The organism is Novosphingobium sp. Sphag1I, assembly GCF_056279125.1.
Genome location: NZ_JBWBQS010000008.1, coordinates 197791 through 222544 on the forward strand (window position 1 = coordinate 197791; position 24754 = coordinate 222544).

The 24754-nt window shown below is 61.8% G+C and carries 28 protein-coding genes and 1 pseudogene; 20 read left to right on the top strand and 9 right to left on the bottom strand.

Translation table 11 applies throughout. From position 1 onward, the window contains the following. Positions 1 to 3: 3 nt before the first annotated feature. Genes ACZ9HU_RS11565 through mdlC form a run of 3 tightly spaced genes read right to left on the bottom strand, consistent with a single transcriptional unit; the run spans position 4 to position 3424 of the window. Positions 4 to 498, bottom strand: coding sequence for an aromatic-ring-hydroxylating dioxygenase subunit beta (locus ACZ9HU_RS11565; RefSeq protein WP_476105073.1), 495 nt, complete (start codon positions 496 to 498; stop codon positions 4 to 6). Continuing rightward, positions 495 to 1838, bottom strand: a complete 1344-nt coding sequence (locus tag ACZ9HU_RS11570) for an aromatic ring-hydroxylating oxygenase subunit alpha (protein ID WP_476105076.1) — start codon at positions 1836 to 1838, stop codon at positions 495 to 497. Before ACZ9HU_RS11570 ends, ACZ9HU_RS11565 begins: the two co-directional genes overlap by 4 nt. A 20-nt stretch (positions 1839 to 1858) precedes the next feature. Beyond that, entirely contained in the window at positions 1859 to 3424 is a 1566-nt protein-coding gene (gene mdlC / locus ACZ9HU_RS11575) for a benzoylformate decarboxylase (RefSeq protein WP_476105079.1), read from the bottom strand. Positions 3425 to 3552: 128 nt separating this feature from the next. Here mdlC and ACZ9HU_RS11580 point away from each other — a divergent pair, with 128 nt between their 5' ends. Next, positions 3553 to 3780 (top strand): helix-turn-helix domain-containing protein, encoded by a 228-nt coding sequence (locus ACZ9HU_RS11580; protein ID WP_476105081.1) that lies wholly within the window; start codon positions 3553 to 3555, stop codon positions 3778 to 3780. A 43-nt stretch (positions 3781 to 3823) separates the two neighbouring features. Here ACZ9HU_RS11580 and ACZ9HU_RS11585 read toward each other — a convergent pair. Next, positions 3824 to 4165 (bottom strand): annotated as a pseudogene (locus ACZ9HU_RS11585) (terminase large subunit domain-containing protein); the annotation flags it as partial. A gap of 122 nt (positions 4166 to 4287) precedes the next feature. Between ACZ9HU_RS11585 and ACZ9HU_RS11590 the strand changes: the two are divergent. The 5 genes from ACZ9HU_RS11590 to ACZ9HU_RS11610 all read left to right on the top strand — a co-directional run bounded on the left by ACZ9HU_RS11590 (position 4288) and on the right by ACZ9HU_RS11610 (position 9544). Then, positions 4288 to 4503: a tail protein X gene (locus tag ACZ9HU_RS11590; RefSeq protein ID WP_476105082.1), complete on the top strand. Its 216-nt coding sequence runs from the start codon at positions 4288 to 4290 to the stop codon at positions 4501 to 4503. Between the two features lie 67 nt (positions 4504 to 4570). Further along, on the top strand, positions 4571 to 5071 hold the full coding sequence (locus ACZ9HU_RS11595) for a phage tail protein (RefSeq protein WP_476105084.1): 501 nt from the start codon (positions 4571 to 4573) through the stop codon (positions 5069 to 5071). Next, on the top strand, positions 5061 to 5534 hold the full coding sequence (locus ACZ9HU_RS11600) for a phage virion morphogenesis protein (RefSeq protein ID WP_476105086.1): 474 nt from the start codon (positions 5061 to 5063) through the stop codon (positions 5532 to 5534). Before ACZ9HU_RS11595 ends, ACZ9HU_RS11600 begins: the two co-directional genes overlap by 11 nt. 534 nt (positions 5535 to 6068) lie before the next feature. Next, positions 6069 to 7694 (top strand): GH35 family beta-galactosidase, encoded by a 1626-nt coding sequence (locus ACZ9HU_RS11605; RefSeq protein WP_476105088.1) that lies wholly within the window; start codon positions 6069 to 6071, stop codon positions 7692 to 7694. Next, positions 7691 to 9544, top strand: coding sequence for a polysaccharide lyase family protein (locus tag ACZ9HU_RS11610; RefSeq protein WP_476105090.1), 1854 nt, complete (start codon positions 7691 to 7693; stop codon positions 9542 to 9544). Before ACZ9HU_RS11605 ends, ACZ9HU_RS11610 begins: the two co-directional genes overlap by 4 nt. Positions 9545 to 9812: 268 nt before the next feature. Here ACZ9HU_RS11610 and ACZ9HU_RS11615 read toward each other — a convergent pair whose 3' ends face one another. The 4 genes from ACZ9HU_RS11615 to ACZ9HU_RS11630 are packed head-to-tail and all read right to left on the bottom strand — an operon-like array spanning position 9813 to position 12601. Further along, a complete protein-coding gene (locus tag ACZ9HU_RS11615; protein ID WP_476105092.1) occupies positions 9813 to 10778 on the bottom strand; it encodes an aldo/keto reductase in 966 nt (321 codons plus the stop codon). Then, positions 10775 to 11425, bottom strand: coding sequence for a LamG domain-containing protein (locus tag ACZ9HU_RS11620; RefSeq protein ID WP_476105094.1), 651 nt, complete (start codon positions 11423 to 11425; stop codon positions 10775 to 10777). Before ACZ9HU_RS11620 ends, ACZ9HU_RS11615 begins: the two co-directional genes overlap by 4 nt. Before the next feature lie 4 nt (positions 11426 to 11429). After that, positions 11430 to 11615, bottom strand: a complete 186-nt coding sequence (locus ACZ9HU_RS11625) for a tautomerase family protein (RefSeq protein ID WP_476105096.1) — start codon at positions 11613 to 11615, stop codon at positions 11430 to 11432. 11 nt (positions 11616 to 11626) lie between these two features. Continuing rightward, complete coding sequence (locus ACZ9HU_RS11630; protein WP_127712090.1) at positions 11627 to 12601, bottom strand: alpha/beta fold hydrolase; 975 nt, start codon at positions 12599 to 12601, stop codon at positions 11627 to 11629. Positions 12602 to 12688: 87 nt separating this feature from the next. On the opposite strand from ACZ9HU_RS11630, the gene ACZ9HU_RS11635 reads away from it, so the two are divergent. After that, positions 12689 to 13600 (top strand): LysR family transcriptional regulator, encoded by a 912-nt coding sequence (locus ACZ9HU_RS11635; RefSeq protein ID WP_476105098.1) that lies wholly within the window; start codon positions 12689 to 12691, stop codon positions 13598 to 13600. Positions 13601 to 13606: 6 nt separating this feature from the next. Further along, positions 13607 to 14236, top strand: coding sequence for an alpha-ketoglutarate-dependent dioxygenase AlkB family protein (locus tag ACZ9HU_RS11640; protein WP_476105100.1), 630 nt, complete (start codon positions 13607 to 13609; stop codon positions 14234 to 14236). A gap of 113 nt (positions 14237 to 14349) precedes the next feature. Here the strand turns inward: ACZ9HU_RS11640 and ACZ9HU_RS11645 are convergent, their stop codons facing one another. Next, positions 14350 to 14982: a tyrosine-type recombinase/integrase gene (locus ACZ9HU_RS11645; protein WP_476105129.1), complete on the bottom strand. Its 633-nt coding sequence runs from the start codon at positions 14980 to 14982 to the stop codon at positions 14350 to 14352. 351 nt (positions 14983 to 15333) lie between these two features. Between ACZ9HU_RS11645 and ACZ9HU_RS11650 the strand changes: the two genes are divergently transcribed. The 12 genes from ACZ9HU_RS11650 (at position 15334) to ACZ9HU_RS11705 (ending at position 24732) form a co-directional block, all read left to right on the top strand. Continuing rightward, complete coding sequence (locus ACZ9HU_RS11650; protein WP_476105102.1) at positions 15334 to 16182, top strand: baseplate assembly protein; 849 nt, start codon at positions 15334 to 15336, stop codon at positions 16180 to 16182. After that, positions 16172 to 16810 carry a phage tail protein I gene (locus tag ACZ9HU_RS11655; protein WP_476105104.1) on the top strand — a complete coding sequence of 213 codons (639 nt, stop codon included), beginning with the start codon at positions 16172 to 16174 and terminating at the stop codon, positions 16808 to 16810. Before ACZ9HU_RS11650 ends, ACZ9HU_RS11655 begins: the two co-directional genes overlap by 11 nt. Further along, complete coding sequence (locus ACZ9HU_RS11660) at positions 16810 to 17868, top strand: gp53-like domain-containing protein (protein ID WP_476105106.1); 1059 nt, start codon at positions 16810 to 16812, stop codon at positions 17866 to 17868. Before ACZ9HU_RS11655 ends, ACZ9HU_RS11660 begins: the two co-directional genes overlap by 1 nt. A gap of 5 nt (positions 17869 to 17873) precedes the next feature. Further along, positions 17874 to 20456, top strand: coding sequence for a hypothetical protein (locus ACZ9HU_RS11665; RefSeq protein WP_476105108.1), 2583 nt, complete (start codon positions 17874 to 17876; stop codon positions 20454 to 20456). An 11-nt stretch (positions 20457 to 20467) separates the two neighbouring features. Beyond that, entirely contained in the window at positions 20468 to 20713 is a 246-nt protein-coding gene (locus ACZ9HU_RS11670; RefSeq protein ID WP_476103402.1) for a hypothetical protein, read from the top strand. 8 nt (positions 20714 to 20721) lie between these two features. Further along, positions 20722 to 20973: a hypothetical protein gene (locus ACZ9HU_RS11675; RefSeq protein ID WP_476105110.1), complete on the top strand. Its 252-nt coding sequence runs from the start codon at positions 20722 to 20724 to the stop codon at positions 20971 to 20973. Beyond that, the gene (locus tag ACZ9HU_RS11680; protein WP_476105111.1) at positions 20960 to 21196 is read left to right on the top strand and encodes a DUF7940 domain-containing protein; all 237 of its coding nucleotides are present in this window, start codon (positions 20960 to 20962) and stop codon (positions 21194 to 21196) included. Before ACZ9HU_RS11675 ends, ACZ9HU_RS11680 begins: the two co-directional genes overlap by 14 nt. A gap of 89 nt (positions 21197 to 21285) precedes the next feature. After that, positions 21286 to 21888 carry a lysozyme gene (locus ACZ9HU_RS11685; protein WP_476105112.1) on the top strand — a complete coding sequence of 201 codons (603 nt, stop codon included), beginning with the start codon at positions 21286 to 21288 and terminating at the stop codon, positions 21886 to 21888. Beyond that, positions 21885 to 22430, top strand: a complete 546-nt coding sequence (locus ACZ9HU_RS11690) for a hypothetical protein (RefSeq protein ID WP_476105113.1) — start codon at positions 21885 to 21887, stop codon at positions 22428 to 22430. The genes ACZ9HU_RS11685 and ACZ9HU_RS11690 overlap by 4 nt, the downstream gene beginning before the upstream one ends. Continuing rightward, positions 22427 to 22978, top strand: a complete 552-nt coding sequence (locus ACZ9HU_RS11695) for a phage baseplate assembly protein V (protein ID WP_476105116.1) — start codon at positions 22427 to 22429, stop codon at positions 22976 to 22978. Before ACZ9HU_RS11690 ends, ACZ9HU_RS11695 begins: the two co-directional genes overlap by 4 nt. A gap of 187 nt (positions 22979 to 23165) precedes the next feature. Further along, the gene (locus ACZ9HU_RS11700) at positions 23166 to 24290 is read left to right on the top strand and encodes an HPP family protein (protein ID WP_476105118.1); all 1125 of its coding nucleotides are present in this window, start codon (positions 23166 to 23168) and stop codon (positions 24288 to 24290) included. Between the two features lie 169 nt (positions 24291 to 24459). After that, positions 24460 to 24732 (top strand): GPW/gp25 family protein, encoded by a 273-nt coding sequence (locus ACZ9HU_RS11705; RefSeq protein ID WP_476105120.1) that lies wholly within the window; start codon positions 24460 to 24462, stop codon positions 24730 to 24732. The last annotated feature ends 22 nt before the right edge of the window (positions 24733 to 24754 follow it).

Here is a 24754-nt window from a genome sequence, read left to right on the forward strand (position 1 = left end):
CCGTCAGATGCTGTAAATATCGAGTAAGGTGGGAATGACGTCATTCATCAGGCGAATGACCTTGCCCGCGATCATCCAGCGGCCCTCCACAAACACCAATTCGTGTTCATAGCGCCCGAAGAACACATGGGCCCGCGACGTGCGCACATCATGGACATGGACCGTGAAAACCGAAGCAATACGCGCCCGCTGGCCATCCGACGCCTCGACCAGCACATTGCCGATCATATGCGACACGCGCGGCATGACCGAGGAGGCGACCGAAAGGCCGGATTGTATGCGCTTGACCCGGTCCTCCAGATTGCGGCGCCCGCGATAATAGATCAGGGACAGTTCCCTATCCGGGTCTTGGGTTTGCGTGCCATCGTCGCGCCATGCCGGCATCCAGAACACGCAGTCGGGCGTGTAGAGATCAAGCCATTCCTGATAAGCGCCGCGATCAAGCAACAGCGCCTCACGGGTCAGAAGCTCTGCGAATTGGGTGGATTCGCCGCTCATGACAGCACCGGCGCCATGCGCTGCGCCCAAGCGCGATAGTAATTGCGGAACAAGCTCTCGTCGCACAATTGCGCATCGGCCAGCACGCTGGAGGCTGGGTCCATGCCCAAAGCCTCGGAAAAATCATTGCCGCCCGCCACCGATGCGCCCAGCCCGCGCGAATGGCCTTGCAGCCACTCACTTGCCTGCTCGGCCATGCCGGTCTGGGCTTCCTCGTAACACACCGTGTCATCAGGCGTCGCCATGCCGGTGGGGTTGAAGAAGTCCTCATATTGACGGATACGCAATTGCCGTGCCTTGGCGCTCTCGCCGCGCGGGGCGATGCACCATGTCTGCATTTCGGTCAGGTTGGGCGCAATCGGCCGGATCATGCGCAACTGGCTCGATGCGTTTTCGGCGATCTGCATATTGGGGAAAAGCGTCAGGTTGCGCATGTTGAATATCCAGTTGCGCCGGGCCACGCCCAGTTCCTCGGCCAAAGCATCCGCCCGCTCGAATTCAGGCAGCGCAGCCGTCACCCCCATCAACCCCCAGTTGAGAACATGGCCATGGTCAAAGCAATAGGTGCCGCCGGTGATCCCGCTGGCATCCTCTTTCCAAAAGTCGGCATTACTCAGGCTGGCGGTCACCACTTGCGCGGTTTCCTCTTGGGCGCGCTCGTTCAGAATGCGGATATAGCTGGGGTGGGTTGATGTGAAGTGATACTGATCCGAGCAATTCTCAAGCTGCATCTTCCAATTGGCCGCATAGGTGAAACGCACGCGCCCCGGCACCAGTTCAACGCCTTCGGGGCTCTTATCTACCACCAGATCAATCAGCTTGCGCGCCTCGCCCAGATGCTCATCCAACGAAGGGACATCGGCATTCAGGCTGGCGAACAGAAAGCCGCGATATTCGCCAAAACGCGCCACACGGGCCAGATTGTGATCCTCACGCGCGAAACCTTCGCCATAGCAGCCGCGCTTTTCCCATTTGATGCCGCGATTGGCCCCGGCGCTGTCAAAGGTCCAGCTGTGATAGGGGCAGACATGCCGCCGCGCCTGTCCGCACTGGCGCTGCACAAGGCGTACGCCCTTGTGCGGGCAGGCGTTGATGAAACAATGCAATTGCCCCTCGCCATCCCGGCTGACCAGGATCGGCACCCGCCCGATGGCAGCGGTGAAATAGTCATGCGGCTGCTCGGCCTGGGTGGCCATGCCGACAAACACCCAGCCGCCTTCGAAGATATGCTTCATTTCCAGATCGAAGAGTGCCGCATCCCGAAACAACGCACGATTGACCCGGAATACGCCGTCTTCGGGCCGATCGTCGATCAAGGCGCCAAGGGAGAATTGATGCATATCCAAACCCTCCCCGCGCATCATGCCAAAACCATTTCGACCAGCGTCGGCTTTGGCGCGTCAAACGACCATTGCAGCGCAGCTTCAAGCTCTTCGGGTGTTGTCGCGCGCCGGGCCTCAACCCCATGGCCCTGTGCGATGGCGCAAAAGTCCAGCCCATCGAGATCCGAACCTTCGACCTTTTCCAGCCCGAAATGCCCGCCAAACTGGCGCAGCGCGGCATAGGAGCGATTGTTGACGATCAGGAAGCTGACCGCGACACCCAGTTTTGCGGCGGAAAACAGGCCCTGAATCGCATACATCGCCGAACCGTCGCCCAGCAGCGCGATGACCTTATCCTGCCGCCGGGCAAGCGCGATGCCGACCGCCGCCGGCAATCCAAACCCAAGCCCGCCACCGGCCGTCGTATAAAAGCTGTCGGGATCGAGCATCGGCAAACCGCGCTGCATGGCAGGGCGGCTGGAAGGGGCCTCCTCAACAATGACGGAGCCTTTGGGACGCAGCCTTGCGATGGCCTCCATCATATGGTCTTCGCCAAACCCGCTGTTGAGGGCATCGGGCGCACGGCGCGTATCGCGCCGCTCCACCTCGACCCTCGCGGATGGCGGAGGGGCAAGCCGCGCCAAGGTTTCAACCGCATGGCGCGGATCGGCCAGAACAGCCCTGTCCCCCGGCGCAAAGGACAAGAGGCCCGGATCATCGGTGATCAACCACACCTTGGTATCTTTGGGCAGATGAGGCCCATGGCCCTCGGTATGATAGAGATTGAGCGGGCCGCCCACGGCAATCACCAGATCGTGCCGCGCCAGTGTTTCCACGATCCTTTCGCGCGACGCGGGCAGAAAACCTTGAAACAGGCGATGATCTTCGGGAAACACATTACGGCTGGCAAAGGGCGCAACATAGACCGCCATCCCTTGCGCCTGCGCCAATTGGACCACCGCATCCCACGCCTGCTGGCGTGCGCACCCTGCCCCAAGCACCAGCGCGGGCGCGCGCGCCTCGCTCAACTTTTGCGCCAATTCGGCCATTTCGCTCTGATCACCCGGATTGCTGGCCGCAAAGGAACCGAAGTCCAGCCGATCGCAGGGTTGATCCCAATCATCCACCGGCACCGAAATGAACACCGGGCCATAGGGCGGCGTCATGGCGATGCGATAGCCGCGCAGAATCGTGCGCGGTACGTCCGCCGCCCGCGCCGGTTCACACGCCCATTTGACAAAGGGGCGCGGGAATTCGCAGGCCCGCTCTGCAAACAGAAACGGTTCGAACGGCAGGATCGAGCGCGCCTGCTGGCCCGCCGTCACCACCAGCGGCGTCTGGTTTTTATATGCGGTAAACAGATTGCCAAGCGCATGGCCCGTGCCCGCCGAACTGTGCAGGTTGACCAACGCCGCGTTGCGCGTGGCCTGCGCAAAACCGTCGGCCATGGCCAGCGCGACCGATTCCTGAAGCCCCAGCACATAGCGGAAATCCGCCGGAAAATCGCGGAACATCGGCAGTTCGGTCGAACCGGGATTGCCAAAAACATGGGTCATGCGCAGCTTTCGCAACACATCGATAGTGATCTGTCTGACCGTGGTCATGGTCGGCCATTCTCTCCGCAATATGCAGCGCGGCCCGAACCGGCGCGCCTTTGTTTTATGCTTCGAAACTAGCGCGCTCATGTCATAACGGCCATTGCATTATTTGGCCAAAGGCATACCAATTCTGCATGACATTTGATGAACATCGACTGCGCGCCATCATCGCCATCGCCGACACGGGCAGCTTGGGCCGCGCCGCGGATCAGGTAAACCTGAGCCAGCCGGCCTTGAGCCGCATGATCCATGAGATGGAAATGCGCCTTGGGCGCGCACTGTTCGAACGGCACAGCAAAGGCATGCGGTATAAATTGCACATCGAGGAAGGGCCCCGCCCGCAATGGCATCGTCGAGCGTGACCATCTGGCACCACGAACCATCGGGCATGAGCGCGCCCGCGCGCAGGTTCCGGTGGCTGACATCAAAAGCCCGCTGATCGCCCTTCCTGCGCCCCCGGTTCCATTCCTCGCCGCTCCAGAAGGCATAGGCTTCATGGGTTTTGGTGCTAGGCGTCGAGAAATAGGTGCGCTTGTAAATGGTGAGCGTCGCCATGGCCGCTGCCACCTTGCGCAGCTGGGCAAAGCCGTGGACCCAGAAGAATTCGTCGAAATAGAAGTCGCCGCTTTCGCCCTGCGCGGTGTTGCTGTTGGTGGAAAGCGGATACCCCCACCTCCCAGCGCGGGAAATAGGCCAATGACCGACGACGAACGAAAAGTGGTCGAGCAGTTGGGGAATGTTTGGAATGCCTTTTTAGCCCTTCCCACCCAGCATCCACAGGATCAACACGAAATGCTGCATGCCATCCACATGGCCCAACGCATCATCATGGCCCGCCCGGCCCTTCGTGAAATGCAGGCGTCAGGCCAATGACCCAAACGGCCAACGCCATGGACGGCGAAACCGTCGATGAAATCTGCCACCGCGTCCTGGGCAAAACGGCGGCGGTGACCGAACAGGTTTTGGACATGAACCCCGGCCTTGCCGAAATCGGCCCGCGCCTGCCGGGTGGCACCTTGGTCACCCTGCCCGACGCCAGCGCCGCCCAGACCGCCACCATCGATATCGTGCAGCTTTGGGATTGAAGCGTGATGGCAAAAAGTGGGCACCGGTTTTTGCCGCCAATCACGCAACCATCAAAGGACTCCGGCCATGCTCAAAATCAACCTCCTGCGCGCCGCCCTGATGGAGGCCATGCCCGAACTGAAAAAGGCCCCCAAGAACCTCATCATGTGGGTTGATCGCGGCGCGGTCCAATCGCGCGACACATCCGACCTGTCCTTCGCCTTCAGCTTTCAGTTGAACGTTCTGCTGATCGAATTCGCTGGGGACATCGCAGCCTTTGCCCTCGCCATCCTGATCTGGCTGCGCACCCACCAGCCCGACCTGTTTGCCATGGGCGCCGACGCCTTCGACTTCGAGGTTGATATTTTGGACAATGGCAAATCCGATGTCCAATTCCGTCTCCAACTGCGCCAGAATGTCGCCGCCACGCTGACCAGCACCGGCGTCACCGCCACCTATCTGCCCGAACCCACCCCGCTCTTTGGCGATGACCTGCCGCTGGGCGGCCTCGACGCCATGCCCACGCTCACCTCGATCACCGTCAATGGCGAAGACCTGCCGCCATGGGATACCGTCGATGGCGAATGACCTCGCTCGGCTGGAGGAATGGTTCGGCCAGATCATCGCAGGGCTTGAACCGGCCCAGCGCCGCAAAGCCACCCGCAAGCTGGGCCAGTTGCTGCGCCGCGCCAACCTCAAACGCATCGGCGCCAATGTCGATCCCGACGGCGCCCCCTTCGCCCCGCGCAAACCCCGCCTCGATCAACGCGGGCGCCTGCTTAGAGGCGCGGGCGGCAAGATGTTCAAGGGCCTGCGCAAACTGGCCAAATGGCGCATCGATGCCGCCCCCGATGGCGTCGAAATCAGCCCAGTCTCCAACACCGCCGATCGCGTCGGCTCAGTCAGCCAGTTCGGCCAGACCGTCACCGTGGGCCGGTTGCGCAATGGCCGAAAGATCCGCGCCAAATATGCCGAGCGCCGGTTGCTGGGCTTTGGCCGCGAGGATGAGGATCTGGCGCTGATGGTGGCCGGGGAAATGTTGGAGGGTTGAGGCGGGAATCGACCAGATCAAGCCGTTCCGGTGTAGTGCCGGGTACGTCAGTCTACGCCAACACCGGCCATTCCGCGCACCTCGCAATGACGATCACTGCCGCCTTCAAAGCGGTCCCTCACGATCTTCGACTGGCCCACCGAAAATCCTCCCCGCCGTCATTTTTGTCATTCCACTTCCGCCAAATCGCGGACTGATCATTCGCGGGATTCCTTTGTGATGATCGGTTTGTGATTTATGATTGCCATGGCCTCACAAATCCCATAAATCGGAATCTTGTGTCGAAATATGAAACTTTGATAAGGACTTCCAAAGGGCTGGCTGCGTTGATTTAGGGATGACGGATGCTACACATATCGGGCCGCAGAGCTCGTGATGTGCCCCATTCCCCACTTTACCGCTCCGACAATGATGATGTTCGCTGGCCATTGCTTTTGAAATTGCGGCTGCGCCAAGCTGACGCAGAAAAATTATAAATTGCTGAAAAATAATAATTCATATGCAATTACGAGGTAGAGGATAATGAAACACCGCTTGATAACCGCACTCGCTGTGCTGAGCTTGACCGCGTCCCAGCACGCGCTCGCGGGCGAAGCGCCGCATCTGCGCAGGCAGGGCACCGCGACGCAGCTTGTCGTTGATGGCGCGCCGCTGCTGATATTGGGCGGGGAACTGGCCAATTCGACGGCTTCGGACCTCAACTATCTCGACGCGCATTGGGCGCCGCTCAAGACCATCGGCGTGAACACGATCTTTGCCCCGGTCGAATGGGACCAGATCGAGCCTCGCAAAGGCCATTTCGACTTCACCCCCGTCGAAGGTCTGATCCGGCAGGCCGAAGCCCATCACGTCAAGCTGGTGATCCTGTGGTTCGGCGCGTGGAAAAACTCGATGTCCAGCTATGCACCCGCTTTCATCAAGCAAGACTATCAGACCTACGCCAGAGCGCAGGATGACAAGGGCGTGGCGCAGGATATTCTCAGCCCCTATGACCCCGACACGCTCAAGGCCGACCAGCAGGCTTTTGGCGCCTTGATGGCGCATATCAAGGCCTTCGACACCAACCACACCGTCGTTATGATGCAGGTGGAGAATGAGATCGGCATGTTGCCGGTGGTGCGCGATTACAGCCCTCAGGCGCAGCGGGCCTATGCGGCGCAGGTGCCCAAGTCCCTGACGGACTATCTGCAAAAGCACAAGGCGAGCCTTCACCCCTATGTCCGCGATGCCTGGGCCGCCGGGGGCTATAAGACCACGGGCACCTGGGCCGAGGTGTTTGGTCAGAGCATTGCCGCACAGGAAATCTTTCAGGCATGGGGCTTTGCCTCCTTTACCAACGATCTGACCCGCGCGGGCAAGGCGGCGTATGATCTGCCGATGTATGTCAATGTGGCGCTCAATCGCCCGACGCAAAAGCCGGGGCAATATCCCAGCGCCGGTCCGCTGCCGCATCTGTTCGACATCTGGAAGGCGGGCGGCCCCGCCATCGACATGATCGGGCTGGACGCCTATTTTCCGAACTATGTCTATTGGGCCAATCAGTTCAAACGGCCCGACAATCCCGTCTTTGTGCCCGAAGCCAATCGCGCAGGCCAGCCCGATGCCGGCGGCAATGCCTTTTACACGCTGGGCGAACTCGACGGCATCGGCTTTGGCCCCTTTGCCATCGAGTTGATGCCGCATCCGGAACGCGATCCGCTGACCAACGCCTATCGGGTGCTGCACCAGATTGCGCCGCTGGTGCTGGCCCATCAGGGCAAGGGCACGATGCGCGGTTTACGGGCACCGATAAGCTATGAAGGGACGCTGGACGAGGCGCCGCAGACTTTCACTCTGGGCGGTTTCACGATCACCGCCTCCATGGTCGATTCCCGCACGCCCAAGGACACGCAGGACATTCGCGCGCATGGCGGCCTGATCATCCAGACCGGCAAGGACGAATTTCTGGTGGCGGGCCGGGGCATCATTCTGCGCTTTGCCGATGCCGCCCCTTCGGGATACCGCGTTGGCATAGAGCAGATCGTCGAGGGCGAATTTGTCGATGGCCAATGGCGGGGCGGTCGCTGGCTCAATGGCGATGAGAGCGGGCAAGGCCGCTATCTGCGCCTGCCGCCGGACCAGTTCGGTATCCAGAAGCTCAAGGTCTACCGCTACAAATGATGAGACATCTCCCATCCCTGTTGGTCGCCGCCGCGCTGATGGCCAGCCCATGCCTTGCCAACATTCCCGGCGGCGGCACTGGCAAAGGCCCCGATGTGACGGTCCGCGACGAGGGCGGCGCTATCCTGCTCGACAATGGCATTGTGGCGATCCGTATCGACAAGAGCGATGCCTCGATCACCAGCTTTACCTATCAAGGCATAAACCTGTTTGCAGGCGGCCATGGCGGGGGCAAATTCTACTGGAGCTGGAACGCCCCGACCTATGGCGGCCCGCATGGGACGGCAAGCCTGAGCGTCAGCCCCGCCGCCAGCCATGGCGATTATGCCGAAGTGGTCATCCACAGCCCATGGTCGGGCAAGAGCGGCGATGCGGCGATGGATCTTGATGTTCATTACAGCCTGACACGCGGCGCGCAGGGCTATTACGTTTCCGCCATGCTCGATCATCCCGCTGCCTATCCACGCACCGATCTGGGCGAATTTCGCTCCAACGCCTATGTCAGCCCGATCTTCGACTGGCTGAGCGTGGATGCCCTGCATCAGCGCAAGATGCCAACGGTGGAGGATATGGCGGCGGCTCAACGCGTTCCCGGCGCGCCCAAGGAGGTCACCTTGTTGACCACCGGCGATTATGCGGGCCAGTTTGAATGCAAATATGCCTATAGCGCCGATCTGGGCGACCTTGACGTGTGGGGCTGGAGCAGCACGACCAAACGCGTCGGGATATGGATGACAGTGCCCAGCCACGAATATTACAATGGCGGCCCGATGAAGCGCGAACTGACCGCGCATATGGATCACACGCTGCTCAACATGCTCAATGGGTCGCATTACAGCATGGGCAATCAGCTGATTATGGCGCAGGGCAGCGCGTTCCAAAAGACCTACGGCCCTTATTTCGTTTACGCCAACCGCTATGATGGCCCAACCGACGATCCGTCGTCCAAGGTGACAGCTGCGCTGTGGCGCGATGCACAGGCGCAGGCTGCCGCCGAGCAGTCCGCATGGCCCTATCGCTGGTTCCGCAGCGCCAATTATGCGCAGGAAGCGGGGCGCGGCACCGTCAGCGGCAGGTTGAAGGTCGGCGATTCAGGCAAACCCGCTGCCGGGGCATGGATCGGCCTGTCACCCGACGATGACGGCACCGATTTTCAATTGCAGGGCCGCACCTATCAGTTCTGGGTCAGGGCCGCGGCCGATGGCACCTTCCGCATTCCCCATGTGCTGCCCGGCACTTACCATCTGCATGCGTTTGGTGCGGGCAATATTGGCACTTTCACGGGCCGCGATGTCGTGGTGGCCGCAGGCGCTGCGCTTGATCTGGGCGTTGTGCAATGGACCCCGCCACGGTTGGGCAAGACATTGTGGGACATCGGCATCCCGGACCGCGACACGCATGAATTTGCCGGAGGCGCCTTCGATTACACGCAATGGGCGAAATACACGCAGGCCATGGCGCAAGGCCCTGTGACCTATACCGTGGGCAAGAGCGACTGGCGCAAAGATTGGCGCTATGCCCAATCCGGTTCGCAGCCATGGACGATCAGGTTCTCCATGGCCAAGGCCGGACCAGCTTCGCTCTATATCGCGCTGGCCTCGGCGGAGGCGCCATTGAGCATTGCCGTCAATGGCCGGACCATCGCCACCTATACGGCCCCGCAACTCAGCCATGCGCCCATCCGTCTGGGCAGCCATGGTGCTTTCGCCGAAACGCGGGTGGCCATTCCTGCGGGCGTGTTGAGGCGCGGGCCAAACACGATCAGTCTCTCGCTAGTTCTTCCTTCGGGCAAGAAGGGCACCATGCAATATGACTATATCCGGTTAGAAGCAGCCGAGGGGCCAAACTGAAGTCACTGAGGATCATCGAGCGGCCGTATCGAGCGTCCAAGGTGGTATGTCCTCGGTCCAAACCGGAAGCAAGAGAACATGCATGCTTTCGTTGACGGGCTGGTTCCGGCATAGGCGGAGAATACCAGTAGCGGCATCGACCGGCAGGAAAGTCCCACGACGCGGCGATCGTCGCTGGCAGCAGGCGACCAGATCACGCCGTTTCAATGCCGCACCGGGAATGGCGGTTTTATTCGACATCTGCCTTTGGAAATCCAGCCTACACGGCTTAGGACACGCCCTTTTCAATCTCCGTCCAAAGATCTGGCGGGATTGTGTCCTGAAGCATCAGCGCATTTTCGCGCACCTTGAGCGGCGATTTGGCCCCCGGCACGATGGCCTGAACCGCAAGGTGGCGGGCGCAGAACTGTAACGCGATGGCCTTCAGGCTGACTCCATAACGCGCACACACCTGCGCCAGACGATCGCGCTGCGCAATCCGCTGCGCACTGGTGGGGCGGTAATCGTCATATGGCCCATCGGCCAGAATGCCGGAATTATAGCACCCGCCCAGCACCACCGGCACACCACGCCGTAGGCACTGCGCCAGCAGGCCCTCCGCGCTACGATCCAGCAATGTATAGCGTCCAGAAATATGGATGATATCAGGATCGGCCTGCTCCAGCGCGCGCAGACATGGCTCGATCACATTGTTGCCCATGCCCCATGCGCGGATCACGCCCTGATCGCGCAACGCCTGCAAGGCGCGGAAGGCTCCATTCATCGCGATCGGCCAATGTTCTTCCCACTCTGGCCCCAGATGATCTGCGCCCAGATCATGCACATAGACGATGTCGATCCGGTCCAATCCAAGGCGCTGAAGCGAGTCCTCAAAGCTGCGCATGGCAGCGTCATAGCCATAGTCGACATGCGCGTGGAATGGCAGGCCGCCTTTGAACAGTCCCGCCTCGTCCGAACTGGGGCCGTGGATGATCTTTGGCACGGCTGATTTTTCCCGGCCGGGGCGCATCAGTCGTCCGACCTTGGTGGATATCACAAAGTCATCGCGCGGCATCTGGCGCAGGAAACGGCCAAAGCGATGCTCACCCAGCGTGCCGCCATAGACGGGCGCGGTATCGAAATGACGCGCGCCACTGTCCCACGCGGCCTGCATGGTGGCATCGGCGGTTTCCTCGTCGATGGGGGCGAACATGTTGCCCAGCGGCGCGCCGCCCAACCCCAGCTTTTTGATCATTTCGGCTTGACCTTGATGTTGCGGAAATGGGCGATGGTGGCCGTTTCGATCCACAGACCCACGCCGCCACGCAAATCCGCACCCAGCTTCAGATCATTGACGATCAACACCGGCGAGGCACGGTGATCGAGATAGAGCCTGGCCTGCGCCCCCGTTACCTCGATCCGCATGTGCACCCAGCGACCGGGGGCAATGTCGGCGGCGGTCTCGTATCGCTCGGGGCTTTCGCGGCGCAGACGGTCAAAGCGCCAATCGGGAAAGGCCGCATATTGCACGGCATGATTTCGCCGCACCTGATCATCAGCCACGCCATTGGTGGGGCGCAGGTAAAAACTTTCAAACCGCGCACCATCATAGCGGAACGCCAGCCCCACAAAGCCGCGGGCAAATGCGGGTGCGTCGGGGGCAAGGCCCGCCTTCACCTCGGCCTCGATCACGCCATCGTGAAAGTCAACCGGCAACCACGCCATGAAATCCCGGTCGGCCAAGGCTTCGCGGGCCGGATCCTGCCAATATGGACGCGGCATAGACAGGCGCAGACCTTCGGAATCTTTGGCCAGTTCCACCCCATTGACCCGAAACGCGGACGGCGCTGGATCGGCGGCATGTGCCGAGGTAGCCAGCGCTAACGCGGCGACTACACCCATGGCGCTATTCCTGCGCATACAGCTTCCCCGCTCCTGCCCAATCCGAAGGCTTCACATCCTCAAAAATCACATAGACATAGGATGGATCCGTGCTGGTATTGCGGGCAATGCTGTCGGTGATGTCGGCGGCTACCTTGGCCTTTTGGGCGGTGTCTTTGCCTTCAAACCAACTGACGCGAACGACGGGCATGGGATGCTCCTTTACTGATCAAGAAACCGGGTCAGGTCGGCCACAAATTTGACCGGGTTTTTATAAGCCAGCAGGTGATCGCCATGTTCGGCGGCGGTGTAGACAAACACGCGGGCATCCCGGATCTGGCGCGCAGCCCAGTGCTGGCTGGCCACATTGGCGCTCAATTCGCCGGTAAAGAAGGCAGTGGGACGGTCGATCTTATGAGAGATCACGTCGCGCCAATCGTTGCCCGCATGGTCGCGCATCACCAGACCCATATGCACCATGTCATTGTGGATGAAGGCATCGGAAAAGCCCTGTGAATTCTCGAAATAGGGTGTGCGATCCCGCATCAGACGGGTGAACAGATCGCTGCCATCCGGTTTTGGCGCCAGAGCAGAGCGGAACCCATCATAGCTGTCGGCAATCGCGCCTGCATCGCGGCGTTGCTCGTCGGTCCAATCCGATCCGGCGATCAAGGAGATCCCTTCGTCTATAAAGACCAGCTTGCGCATGCCTTGCGTGCCATACAGGTCGATGTGGCTCCAGATCACGCTGGCGCCCATCGAATGGCCCACGTAATCGGCCTCGCCCACCTGTGCGGCCGCGCGAAATTCATGCAAATCAGCGGCATAGCGGGCAATCCGCGCGCCATAGTCCACGCGCCCTGACAGGCCCTGATTGCGTGGATCAAGTACCAGTACACGGTGGTTACGTGCCAGCAGCCACATCACATTCACGTATTCCGCCCCATTGGACGACCAGCCGGGAATGATGACGATGGGCCGCCCTGTTCCGGCCTCCCACCACGTCATGCGCACGCCGTCGCTGGTGGTGAAATGTTTGATCTGCAGGGCAGGAAAGTCCGAAAGCTTGGCAGGCATCCCCGCGATGGCATTGGGAAAGACATAATCGCGGCCCAGCACGCTGATGGCCGGTTCGGCGTGCGCCGTCGTTAGGCCTGTCAGGCCAATGCTCAAAGCCAGCAACAAGGATCGCAGCATAAGTCACCAAGGAGAAAGAGGAAGAACCTGCTTATGTCGCAATTCCACACTTGACGGAATGGCGCCTAAAATCCGATCAGTCATGACATGATGTCCTCAATCTCTCATCTGGAATCGCTGTCCGGCCTCTCCGCCTTTGTAGCGACGGTCGAAGCTGGCGGGTTTGCACCGGCTGCGCGACGGCTTGGCCTGTCGCCATCTGCCGTGGGCAAGGCGGTGGCGCGGGTCGAGGCGCGGCTTGGTCTGCGTTTGCTCAACCGCACTACCCGGCAGGTGGTGATGACCTTTGAAGGTGAGCAGCTTTACGCCCGCGCCACGCGGCTGATCGACGATTTGCGCGATATGGAAAGCATGATGGCGGCCCAGCGCGGCGCCCCTGTGGGACGGATCAGGGTCAGCCTGCCCGCAACGCTGGGGCGTATGGTCATCATTCCGCATTTGGCGGAATTTGTGGCCTGCTTTCCGGGGATCGAACTGGATATCGGGCTGGATGACCGCAAGGTGGATCTCGTCGAGGGCGGCTATGATCTGGCGGTGCGCACCGGCACATTGGAAGACAGCGGACTGATTGCGCGCCGCCTTGCGCCGCACCGTTTTGTGCTGTGCGCCGCGCCTGCCTATCTGGCTATCCGGGACGCGCCGCTGGCTCCGGATGATCTGGCGCATCATGCCTGCATCCGCTTTCGCTACCCTTCCACCGGGCAATTGGAGCGCTGGTCATTCGATGGCCACGAGATGGATCGCGAATTGGGCGCGGGCGCGGTGTTCAACGATGGCGAGGCGGTGGTGCTGGCGGCGCAGGCAGGCATGGGCGTGGCGCAATTGCCCGATTATGCAGCCGCGCCTGCGTTGGCAGATGGTCGGCTGGTTGCGCTGCTGCCCGATCAGCACTGTGAACGCGGCGCCTTGTGGTTGGTGCGTCCATCCCACCGCGCCAGCCTGCCCCGCGTTGAAGCTTTTGCCACCTTTCTTGCCGACACCCTGCATCGGGCAGAATGACTGACCATGGACCTGTTCAACGAAATCCGCCCGATTGTCTTGGCAGATGCGCGGGTCGTCTATCATCCCAGCCCCGATCTGGGCCTGCACCCAGACGCGATCTTTGCGGCCCTGCGCGCGGAAATCCCGTGGGAGCAGCATAGCGTCAACATCCGTGGTCAGATCATCCCCCAGCCGCGCCTGAGCAGTTGGCATGGCGAGGTGGTCCACACCTATTCCACGCTGGCCCATGTTCTGGTGCCGCGTCCATGGGGCGGCGTGGTTGCGCATCTGCGTGAGCGCGTAGAGGCCTTTTGCGCGGCGCGTTTCAACTCGATGCTGGCGAACCTGTATCGTAACAGCCAGGACGCGATTGGTTGGCATGCGGATGATGAGCCGGAACTGGGGCCTGCGCCTGTGATCGCCTCGCTCAGTTTCGGGGCGGAACGGGTTTTCCACATGCGCCGCAAAGACGATCATACGCAGGTGAAACGCATCACGCTGGAACATGGAAGCTTGCTGATCATGGCTGGCACAATGCAACGCCATTGGCAACACGCCGTCATGCGCACCGCCAAACCGATTGGTGAACGCATCAATTTGACTTTCCGCCTGACGGCAGGGTCTGAGTCTTCATCCATTCGCGAGGCACACTAAACGGAAGTGGCAGCGGGCAGTCCAGAACCCTCCATTCGAACTGTTCGCTTGGAACGTGGTTTTGTTGCAGGGCATAAAAGTTAGCTCCTCGCCAGCAGCGAGGAGCTACTTGGTCAAATTTCGGTATTCTCGGCAAGGGCAAGCGCGTCTTCCACATCGATCCCGAGATAGCGCACCGTATTCTCGATCTTGCTATGGCCGAGCAAAATCTGAACGGCGCGCAGGTTGCCTGTCGCCCGGTAGATGATCGAGGCCTTCGTCCGGCGCAGCGAGTGGGTGCCATATTCGCTTCGCATCAGGCCCACCCCGGTCACCCATTCATCGACAAGCCGAGCATATTGGCGGGTACTGAGATGGCCGTTGCGATCGACCCGGCTTGGAAAGACATAATCGTCCACCGTGCCTCCACGGCGTTCAAGCCATGCCAACAGACTGGCTCGGGCGTCAGGCAGCAATTCAAACTGCACAGGTCGGCCAGTCTTCTGCTGCATCACGATGGCGCGTGTTCGGATCTGCCCGCCACTGACAATGTCGCCGATTTTCATCTGCACGAGATCACAGCCACGCAACTTGCTGTCGATTGCGAGGTCGAACAGGGCCCGATCCCGTAAGCGATGACGCTGATTGAGGTAGAAGCGGATCTCCCAAATTTGCTTAGGCTTTAGGGCCCGCTTCGCGCCAACGGCGCGCCCAGCGTTCCAGGCCTGACGCGTGGGGGATGTGGGTTGGGGTTCAGGCATTTCCATGTTCATTCTCCGATAGCCAGAATTGGCCAACGGAAGAACGTCAGTTGGCCGGCAACGTCCTCTGACTATTCATCGCAGCAAAGGTCACTCACATCCCTTTGCAATTCCCACGCCTGCACGCTCAGTTCGTTTTACGGCTTGGTGGTCAAGGAAAGGGTGTACTCGCTCCGAGGAATGGCGGATTTCAGTGTAGTCAGACGCGATCTGCTCACGCGACGAACGACCGTTTTGTCCCACGATGCGGCTTTCGATCGCTGGCCGAAGCCGACGAACCTCCCCCCTCCCCCGTAACCCTCCGCGTTACGCCCCCGCCCTCTCCCCGCGCGCGCGAAGGCCATGCACAGGTTGCGCATGGCCACCAGCACCACCGCAATCGACCTATCGCAACTCCCCGCCCCCACGGTGGTGGAGGCGCTGGATTATGAGACGATCCGCGCCGCGCTGATTGCGGACACTCAAACGCTGCTGCCCACTTGGGACGCGACGGTAGAAAGCGACCCCGCCGTCAAAGTGCTGGAGGTTGCCGCCTATCGCGAACTGCTGATCCGCCAACAGTTTAACGAGCGCGCCCTGCAATGCCTGCTCGCCTATGCCACCGGCACCAACCTCGACCATCTGGGCGCGCTGCTGGGCGTTTCCCGCCTGACCGACGAACTCGACGCCACGTTCAAGGCCCGCATCCAGCTTGCCCCCGACGCTTTCAGCGTGGCTGGCCCGGAATCCGCTTACGAATATCACGCCCGCTCCGCCGACAGCACCATCGCCGATGCCAGCGTCACCAGCCCCAGCCCCGGTGTTGTCCTGGTCTCGCTGCTGTCGGCCTCCGGCGACGGCGCCGCCACGCCCGAACAGATCGCCAATGTTGAAGCCGCGCTCTCCGGCGCCCGCCCGCTCACCGATCAGGTCTTGGTGCAATCCGCCCAGATCGTCCCTTACGCCATCACCGCCGCGCTCACCCTGTTTGACGGGCCGGATGGCGATGTCGTTCTGGCCAATGCGCAGGCCGCCGCCGATGCCTATGTCGCCAATGCGAGGCTGATTGGCCGCGACATCAACCGCGCCAGCATCTTCGCCTCCATCGGCGTCGCGGGCGTCTCCAATATCGCGCTGACCTCCCCGGCGACCGACATGCCGATGGACGCCACCCAATGCGGCCACTGCACCGCTCTCACCCTGACGGTGGCGGGCCGTGGCGAATAATCCCTCGCTCCTGCCGCCCAACGCGCGCCCGCTCGAACATGCGCTGGCATCCTCGATGGCGCGCATCACCGCCATCCCCACCCCGCTCACCGACCTGTGGCGCCCTGATGCCATCCCCGCCACCATCCTGCCATGGCTGGCATGGGGTCTGTCGGTCGATCGCTGGCGGCCAAGCTGGAGCGAGGAACAGCGCCGCGCCGCCACCGCCGCCGCCATCCCCAATGCCAAGATCCGGGGCAGCCGCGCCGCTGCGCAGGCGGTGATCGCCGATTATGACCCCCGCATCACGCTCACGGAATGGTGGGAGGAAGGCGGCACCGGCCTCCCCTATACCTTCTTCTGCACCCTGCCGCTCGATGGCGCGTTCGATGATCTGGCCACCGCCAGCTTCGCCACAGAACTCTACCGCGACCTGACCCGCGTCAAGCCCGCCCGAGCCCATTTTCAATTGCGCCAACAGCTGCGCGCCAAAGTTACCCTGCCCATGGCCGCCGTGGCGCGCGCATGGGCCATGGAACGCACCATGGCCACCATGATCGGCCCCGACCCCGCCGACCTTCTTAAAATCACCACCGAATATGGCGAACCGCTCGAAGGCGATGATGGCGCCGGATGGGAGTATATCTGATGGACCCGTTGCTCATCACTCTGACGGCGGCGGGCCTGTCGGCCATTGTCGGCGATGACAGCCCCTCGCTCGGCCCGGTGGTCATCACCCAGCTTGGCCTGACCGATGCTGCCTTCACCGTGGCCTCTACGCTCGAAGCGCTCCCCGGCGAATTCAAGCGGATCGATGTTTCGGGCCAGCAAGTGGGCGATGACACGCTGCACCTGATCGCGCTGGATGATACTGCCGACGCCTATACCTATCGCGGCTTTGCGCTCTATCTGGCCGATGGCACGCTCTTTGCCGTCTATGGACAGCCCGGCCCGATCGCCGCCAAGGCAGAGCCTTCCGCCTCCTTCCTCGTCCTCGACATCAAACTGGCGCAGGGACAGGCCGAGAATATCACCTTTGGCGACACCAATTTCATCAACCCGCCCGCCACCACCACGCGGCAGGGCGTGGTCGAACTGGCCACCGATGCCGAGGCCAGCGCAGGCACCGACACCCAGCGCGCCCTGACGCCCGCCGCGATGCAGGCCGCCCTGCTGACGCAGATCCTGCGCGTCCATGGCGCAGACAGCGGCATCAACGCCGACCTGCTCGATGGCCAACACGGCGCGTGGTACGCCGATATCGTCTCGCGTCTGGGCTATGTCCCCTTTGACAGCGTGGCTTTCACCGGCGCGGCCATCCTCACCCTGCTCAAAACCGTCGATGGCGCGGGCAGCGATCTCGACGCCGATCTGCTCGACGGCAAACATGCCGCCGCCTTTGTCCTGGTCGATGATGCCGCCACCTTCGGCTCCAATGCCAACGGCTATTGGCGCAAGATGTCCAATGGCCTGATCGAACAATGGGGCGAGGTAACCGCCGGGGAATCCAGCTCACCGCCCTCGCTCGACTTCCCCATCCCCTTCACCGATCTGCCCAGCATCAACCTGTCGGTCACCGCCCGCACCCCCAACACTGGCGCCGTCAGCGGCAACAGCGTGGGCGGCAACAAAGTCTCCGTCACCCAATTCAACGTGTTCAGCGACGACCTCGACCGCGCGGTCTTCTGGCGCGCCATCGGAAAGTAAGCCCCATGGTCAAAATCACCTCGCTAGACCTGCTGGACGCCGCCGACATCGACGGCACCGAAACCTTGCCCGTGGTCAAATTCGGCCAATCCAAACGCGCCAGCCTGTCCGATTTGGCCGCGCCGATGGTGGAAACCGCCACCGCCGCGCGCGATGCTGCGCAGACCATTTTGGACAATACGCAGGCCGTCCCCGCCACGCTGCCCTATCCCAACTATGCCAGCACGGCAGATGCGCAGGCCGATACCACGCTGCTTTCGGGCAAGCTCTACACCGTGGTCGCCGATGGACAGGTCCAAATCTACAGGAAGAACTCGGCCAGTTCGTCCAGCCTGACAGGCGTTATTCCCACCGCCACCTATGCCGACCGGCTCAAGCCCAAGGTGCTCGTGCCCACCATCGACCTCGGCGCGGTGGGCGATGGGGCCAGCGCGGCGGCGGATCAAGACGGCATGGACGCCGCCATCGCCGCGATGATCGCAAGCCGGTCTAACGAACCACTCGGCATTTTTGGCCCGCTTGAATATCAGAACGGCATCGTGCTGGAACCGGGCATCTATGATGCGGGTGACTTTACCATCGACAACGGCTCGCTGCGTATCTCTGCCCGCATTCCATGGACGGTGGTGATCCGCATTCCTGACGGCAAATACTTCTGTAACCAGACCGGCACACCCTATTCGCTGGTCTGCGATGGCATCATGTTTTTGGGCGGCAAGGGCGTCTATAAAAACACGCGCACCGGATCGAACGTGCAGAACCTTGTGCAGTTCACTCGCTGCATGATGTACCGATATACCGAATGCGCGCTCAGCAACAATTCGTCTGACAGCCCTTTCCTCAAGGTGAAGGACTGCTTCCTTGGCGGGATGACCGGCTGCAGCACCATCGGCATCGCGTGGGGTGGGCTGTGCGATCAGGTGATGGTCTGCGACAACAGCTTTGGCCCGAACACCTATCACATTGTCATGGGCAACCGCGTGGGCGGCAACGTCAACATCCTGCGCAACGATTTCATCGGTTTGGGAAGCCAGATCGAAACCAAAGCCGATATTTGGTTTGTGCCTGACACCAGCGGCGGTTCGTTGGGCAATTCTGGCTACGCGATCACAGTGGGCTGGAACAAAATGGGCAACGAAGGCCAGATCGCGGGCAATCCTCGCATTCTGGTGGCGGCCTATGATGGCGTGACCGGCACAGACCGCGCCACCTACCGCCCCGGCACGGCTGACACCGGGCGATTGTGCGGGGTCAATTTTGTGGGCAACAAGGTGGTGTCCATCGCCAATCCGAACGCGCCCTTTATCAAGTCCTACGTTTCGGAACTGGTCAACTGGTCGGCCCGCGACAATCAGTTCACTGGCGGCACCTATACCGACTTCATCCAGTTTCCCAACGGCAAGACGACAAGCATGTTGTCCGCGTCCAGCGACTTTGAATTCGCGCAAAACGCGGGCGGGGTGCCGGATCGTTTCTGCACGGCCCAGATTGGCACCTTGCGCGATTATGCGGGCTTTTGGCCGGGGGATATTAACCGGATGCCGGTCCACCCATTCATTGACGACCCGATGATTACCCCCATCGTTTCGTGGCCCAGCGCAAACCTGTTTACCTATCTTTCCGGTTCAACCGCTGTTGCCGTGGCCGATCCTTATGGCCTGTCGGAATATGCCTCAATCATCGGCGGCATGTCGGCGGGCTTTGTTGATCCCTATGGCGGGGCGGGCGGGCCTGCGGTGCTGGAAATCTCGCTGGCACAGGCGGCAAGCCGTTCGCTGACGCATGTTGTGATTGACCTGTTCAACTATGCCAATTCGACGCTGGGTTTTCAGCGGCGCGTCTTGCTGCCCGCGTCGGGCAACACAACCAAAGGCACCTATCACATTCTCATTCCGCCCCATGCTAGCCCCTCGACATGGCAGGTCCGGGTCTATGGGTACAACGTGGTCAGCGGTACGGCGGACACGTTCGTTTCGGGCGAGCTTTACCTCTATAAGGGCCGGGGCAAGCTGGGCCGCGCCAAAATGCTGGAGCGCTGGCCGGTGGCCCCGCGCAACCGCGCCTTGATTGGCGGGGCGGCGGGCACTTTGCCGACAGGCTGGTCGCTGGGCACGGTGGCGGGCGGGCTGACGACCACGATCAACCGCGTGGGCGAAGATCAATACGGCACCTTTGCGGAAATCGCCATCGCAGGCACCACGACCAACGGCAACGGCTGGGCGCTCTACCTTGAAGCGGCGCGGGCGCTGGGTTTTGTGGCCAGCGCGCAATGGCTTTATCAAGTCGGTGTGCGGGTGATGGCGGGCGACTTTACCGGCGTCACGGCCAGCGCAGGCTATGACGGATCGACCGGGCCGTTCGTGCTTCAGGCCGCCTGTTACAATTCCGCCGACACATGGCTTTTGCAGCGCGGCATTGCCTTTACGCCCGACGCCACATTCCGCCTGTTCGGCCGGACATTCAGCGCCAGCTATTTCAATTCCGGGTCGGACTATGTGCGCCCTTGCGTCGGCATGGCCATCCCCAACGCCACCGCCGTCAATGTGACTTTGCGCCTCTACGTCCAGCCCATCATCCGCCTTCAATAAGGAGACTTCTCGTGTCGATCACGCCCTTTGCTTTTTCCGTTTCAGGTTCGCCCGCCGAGGCCCGCGACCAAATCACCGCCGCCAGCGGCACAAGCCCCGGTTTCCCCACTGTCGCGGGCGAATTTGTGGCCCAATGGCTTGACGGGGTGCCCGATGATAAAACCGTCAGCCTTGCCATTCAGGGCCAGCTTGGGCCGTGGCAGGATGGCCAGATCACGGGGCCGGTGAACTTTTCCGTGCTGGGCCAGATTTACTGAGTTCTGCGATGGCTGACCTCCCGCCCCTGCCCCCGCTGGCAACCGCATCGCTGGCCGCGCCGCATTGGCGCGGCTGGTGGGACACAATTCTTGCCCTGATGGTGATGGCTTTGGCGCAATTCTGGGAGGCGTTGCCTCACCTCATCCAACTGGGCGGCCTTGTCGTGGTCTGCCTGACCGCCATGCAAAAACTGATCGAGCTTGGCTGGATCAAAAACCCCCGCGCCCGCAAACAGGAGGCTCCCGATGACATTGGTTGAAGATGCGCGTGCGTGCTGGCGCTGGTGGTCGGTACGCATGGCCGCGCTGGCAGGCGTCGTGGCCGGGGCCTTGGTGGCCCAGCCCCAGATCCTGACCGGCCTTGTCGCCTATGTGCCCGAACGCTGGCGCCCGCTGGCCTCGGCGCTGGCAGGGGTCGCCGTCTTTGCCGCGCCCACGATCGCACGGTTGATCCAGCAGGGGAGCAAGAGCGATGGCCAGTGACATCATGATCCATTGCGCCTGGTTGGCCTTTTACGTGGGCGTCAACTTGGCGACTGGCCGTGCGATCCGTTGGGTGAAGGGGAAATTCCATGGCAACGCTGCCTGAAAGTGCCCAGCCCAAGCGCGGCGGGGTTGTCGTGCTGATCGTGGCCCTGCTGGCGCTGATCGGACCGGCCACCACGCAACTGGTGCTGACCGAAGTTCCCAAGGAAGAGAGCGGGCGGACGGTGGCGGTCACCGTCTCGCCTCAAGCCGGGACCGCCACGATCACGCATATCAGCGGCAAGCAATATCTGCGAGTCTACCTCGACATGGTGGGTGTGGCGACGGCCTGCGACGGGCTTACCGGCGAAGGGATCAAGGTGGGCCGCGAGTTTACCGAGGAGCAATGCGCCTCAATGCTGATCACGCGCCTGACGGCGGATGCGGCGCGGGTGATGGCCTGCACGCCGGGGCTCGCCCTGACCATCCAGCGCCGGGATAATGTGCGCTACGCGGCGCTGTCTCTGGCCCACAATGTGGGGTGGCCGACCTATTGCACCAGCACCATGCGCGCCCGGATCAACGCCGGAAATATCCGCGGGGCCTGCGATGCGCTGACCTGGTTCAACAAGGCGGGCGGGCGCGTCGTGCCCGGCATCGTGGCGCGCCGCAAAAGGGAGCAGGCGATTTGCCTGAGGGATGCGGCATGACCCGCGCCATCGCCCGCTTCATCCTGTCGCTGATCACCGGATCGCTCTGGCGCTGGCCGCTGGCGCTCCTGCGCTGGATCGCAGCCTCGCCTGCGCGCATCTGGGCCGCGATGGCGCTGATCGCTCTGGCCTTGGCCGGGTGGCAGGCCCACCGCGCCGCGCAATGGGAAGGCACCGCCCGGAACACGCAAACCACGCTCAATGCCGAGCGCCGCACAGCCCACGCCGCGCGGGCTGCCTATCAGGCGCAATCGAAAAAGGACGCCGATCATGCAGACACGAACCACACGGCGCTGGCCTCTGGCGCCACTGGCCGCTTTGCTTCCTATGCTGCTGGCCACGGCTTGCGGACGAACGCCCCCGCCCATCACGCCGCCGCCGGTCAAACCGACGATCCCGCACTTCCTGAAAACCCCGCCCCCGACGCCATCATGGCGGACATCTCCCGCGTCTGGATCACCCGCGCCGACTGGCTGACCTGTGACGCGGATTGGGCCTATGCGCAGGCCGCGCATGACTGGGCGCGTGGGGCAGGCGAATGAGCGACGATGACATCCCCCTCGATCCCACGACCCTGATCCGCCTGGGCGTGATCAGCGCGGTCACGCTTTCGCCCCCACGCTGCCGGGTGCGCTTTGGCGATCCCGATGCCGACGATGGCGCCATCGAAAGCCCGCCCATCCGCTGGCTGGCCCTGCGCGCTGGCGCCACCCGCCGCTGGTCACCGCCAACCGTGGGCGAGGAATGCCTCCTCCTCTGCCCCAATGGCCAGATCGGCAATGGCGTCGCGCTGGCGGGCCTCAACAATGACAACCACCCCGCCCCCGCCTCAACGCTGACCGAGCTGATCGCCTTTGCCGATGGCGCGATCCTGTCCTATGATCCCGAAACCCACCATCTTGCCGCCACCTTGCCCGATGCCGCCACTGCCACGATCAGGGCCACCACCATCACGCTGGACGCGGAAATGGTGCATGTGACCGGCACAATCACCGCCGATGGCGATGTGGTGGCGGGCGGGATCAGCCTGAAGAGGCACAGGCATGGCGGGGTGCAGGCGGGTGCGGCTGTATCGGGGGTAGCTGTTTAACAAATGTATAGCCTCAGACCACATTGGCTTCGCGCCCGGCTTTCCAGCAGCGCTTCAACTTGAACCGTCATCCGATTGGGACAAAAGCCGTGGCCTTGTGAAATTGTTCCACGCCGCCTAGGGCACAGACAATCCATGCCGAGGAACCACTGAACGTGCCGCCAACTTTGCAAGCGCGGAATTGCTGATGAGCGACGCTCCGATCTCAAGCACCGATGCCGAACCAATTGCGCGTTGGCCAACCAGATTATGGCTGTGGCTGGGCATTCAACCGGCAACAACCGCGCCCCGGCTTGGCTTGGCGGCGTTTGGAGGGTTGTTTGGAATCGTCCTCACTGCTGTCATCTCCGCACAGTGGCTGGGCAAGTCTTCGTCGCTGCCTTTCCTGGTCGCACCGATGGGAGCATCGGCGGTTTTGCTGTTTGCCGTGCCCAACAGCCCATTGGCCCAACCCTGGGCCATTGTTGGGGGTAATGTGCTCTCGGCTTTATGCGGCATTCTCTGGCTCAAGATTTTGCCAGATCCGATGCTCGCTGCGGCGCCTGCGGTTGCCAGTGCAATTGCCGTCATGAGCTTGGCGCGTTGCCTGCATCCTCCCGGCGGCGCTTGCGCGTTGACGGCGGTAATCGGAGGGCATGCGATTACGGCGGCGGGCTGGCAATTCGCATGGGTGCCTGTGGGCTTGAACAGCGTGCTGCTGGTCACGCTAGGTTGGATATACCATGGCGCGGTGAGGGGCAATTACCCACACCGCGCCGCCAGCTATCTTGCCGCCACGCCGCCCAGGGCTGGCTATTCGGTCGCTGACATCGAAAGCGTACTCGCGCAATATGACGAGTTAATCGATGTCAGTCCGGCCGATCTCGACACTTTGTTCAGGCAGGTAGAAGGCCGGGCTTGGCGGCGGCTTCATGGCGAAATCCGCTGTGAGCAGATCATGCAAACCCACCTGTCCAGACTGCCAGTAGATGCCACGCTGGCGCAGGCCCAACAGATGTTTGCGGCAGACCGCCTACCGGTGCTTGCTGTGGTGGACGCAAGCGGTCGCTTCGAAGGGCTGATTCGTATCGAGTCTTTGCTAGTAGGGGATATTACCCAAACTGTGGCGAATTTGATGGACACTTCACCCTGTGTTGCCTCACCGGATACAGTCATCGACGAGCTACTTCCGTTGCTATCGGGCGGTGTTTACAAAGAAGCTTTGATCGTCGACTGTGCCGGTCAACTCGTGGGCATAGTCGGCCAAACTGATTTGCTTTGCGCGGTCTGGCGAGGCCATATCGCCGAGCAAATGGCGCTCGGAAGCAGCTAAAGCAGCTGCCAAGGCAACCTTTGCCGTTCGATTTGCGAATGGCAAACCGTAGGAACGTCGCAAACTCCGCCCCCTAACTCCCCCATAGCCCACCGCATCCCCCGTAACCCGCCGGGTTACGCCCCCGCCCCCTACCCCACGCGCGCGCGTCGGGTCATGTCCTTCCGTCATGAACGGAATGGACGCCACCACAGGAAAGCCCCTCTCGGGCGATGCGCATCTGGCGCAGTCGGTAGTTGATATCCTCACCACGCCTATCGGCTCGCGCGTCATGCGCCGCACCTATGGCTCGCTGATCCCGAGCCTGATCGACGCGCCGATCAATGCCGCCACCCCCATGCTGATCCGCGCCGCCACCGTGCTGGCCATCTGGACTTGTAACGGATTTGTGCCGGTCACCTATCTCACTATGCCACCTTGGCCTCGAATGCGAGGGGGCTGATGCCGCCCAGATATGAATGGCG

What these genes read in the sequence shown, in the direction of transcription:
- ACZ9HU_RS11610 (WP_476105090.1), top strand. Translation starts at nt 7,691, where the DNA reads ATGATGAGACATCTCCCATCCCTGTTGGTCGCCGCCGCGCTGATGGCC.
- ACZ9HU_RS11690 (WP_476105113.1), top strand. Translation starts at nt 21,885, where the DNA reads ATGACCCGCGCCATCGCCCGCTTCATCCTGTCGCTGATCACCGGATCG.
- ACZ9HU_RS11595 (WP_476105084.1), top strand. Translation starts at nt 4,571, where the DNA reads ATGCTCAAAATCAACCTCCTGCGCGCCGCCCTGATGGAGGCCATGCCC.
- ACZ9HU_RS11645 (WP_476105129.1), bottom strand. Translation starts at nt 14,982, where the DNA reads ATGGAAATGCCTGAACCCCAACCCACATCCCCCACGCGTCAGGCCTGG.
- ACZ9HU_RS11590 (WP_476105082.1), top strand. Translation starts at nt 4,288, where the DNA reads ATGACCCAAACGGCCAACGCCATGGACGGCGAAACCGTCGATGAAATC.
- ACZ9HU_RS11625 (WP_476105096.1), bottom strand. Translation starts at nt 11,615, where the DNA reads ATGCCCGTCGTTCGCGTCAGTTGGTTTGAAGGCAAAGACACCGCCCAA.
- ACZ9HU_RS11640 (WP_476105100.1), top strand. Translation starts at nt 13,607, where the DNA reads ATGGACCTGTTCAACGAAATCCGCCCGATTGTCTTGGCAGATGCGCGG.
- ACZ9HU_RS11620 (WP_476105094.1), bottom strand. Translation starts at nt 11,425, where the DNA reads ATGGGTGTAGTCGCCGCGTTAGCGCTGGCTACCTCGGCACATGCCGCC.
- ACZ9HU_RS11665 (WP_476105108.1), top strand. Translation starts at nt 17,874, where the DNA reads ATGGTCAAAATCACCTCGCTAGACCTGCTGGACGCCGCCGACATCGAC.
- ACZ9HU_RS11600 (WP_476105086.1), top strand. Translation starts at nt 5,061, where the DNA reads ATGGCGAATGACCTCGCTCGGCTGGAGGAATGGTTCGGCCAGATCATC.
- ACZ9HU_RS11580 (WP_476105081.1), top strand. Translation starts at nt 3,553, where the DNA reads ATGACATTTGATGAACATCGACTGCGCGCCATCATCGCCATCGCCGAC.
- ACZ9HU_RS11660 (WP_476105106.1), top strand. Translation starts at nt 16,810, where the DNA reads ATGGACCCGTTGCTCATCACTCTGACGGCGGCGGGCCTGTCGGCCATT.
- ACZ9HU_RS11685 (WP_476105112.1), top strand. Translation starts at nt 21,286, where the DNA reads ATGGCAACGCTGCCTGAAAGTGCCCAGCCCAAGCGCGGCGGGGTTGTC.
- ACZ9HU_RS11565 (WP_476105073.1), bottom strand. Translation starts at nt 498, where the DNA reads ATGAGCGGCGAATCCACCCAATTCGCAGAGCTTCTGACCCGTGAGGCG.
- ACZ9HU_RS11635 (WP_476105098.1), top strand. Translation starts at nt 12,689, where the DNA reads ATGATGTCCTCAATCTCTCATCTGGAATCGCTGTCCGGCCTCTCCGCC.
- ACZ9HU_RS11650 (WP_476105102.1), top strand. Translation starts at nt 15,334, where the DNA reads ATGGCCACCAGCACCACCGCAATCGACCTATCGCAACTCCCCGCCCCC.
- ACZ9HU_RS11630 (WP_127712090.1), bottom strand. Translation starts at nt 12,601, where the DNA reads ATGCTGCGATCCTTGTTGCTGGCTTTGAGCATTGGCCTGACAGGCCTA.
- ACZ9HU_RS11615 (WP_476105092.1), bottom strand. Translation starts at nt 10,778, where the DNA reads ATGATCAAAAAGCTGGGGTTGGGCGGCGCGCCGCTGGGCAACATGTTC.
- ACZ9HU_RS11680 (WP_476105111.1), top strand. Translation starts at nt 20,960, where the DNA reads ATGACATTGGTTGAAGATGCGCGTGCGTGCTGGCGCTGGTGGTCGGTA.
- mdlC (WP_476105079.1), bottom strand. Translation starts at nt 3,424, where the DNA reads ATGACCACGGTCAGACAGATCACTATCGATGTGTTGCGAAAGCTGCGC.
- ACZ9HU_RS11570 (WP_476105076.1), bottom strand. Translation starts at nt 1,838, where the DNA reads ATGCATCAATTCTCCCTTGGCGCCTTGATCGACGATCGGCCCGAAGAC.
- ACZ9HU_RS11675 (WP_476105110.1), top strand. Translation starts at nt 20,722, where the DNA reads ATGGCTGACCTCCCGCCCCTGCCCCCGCTGGCAACCGCATCGCTGGCC.
- ACZ9HU_RS11700 (WP_476105118.1), top strand. Translation starts at nt 23,166, where the DNA reads ATGAGCGACGCTCCGATCTCAAGCACCGATGCCGAACCAATTGCGCGT.
- ACZ9HU_RS11695 (WP_476105116.1), top strand. Translation starts at nt 22,427, where the DNA reads ATGAGCGACGATGACATCCCCCTCGATCCCACGACCCTGATCCGCCTG.
- ACZ9HU_RS11705 (WP_476105120.1), top strand. Translation starts at nt 24,460, where the DNA reads ATGAACGGAATGGACGCCACCACAGGAAAGCCCCTCTCGGGCGATGCG.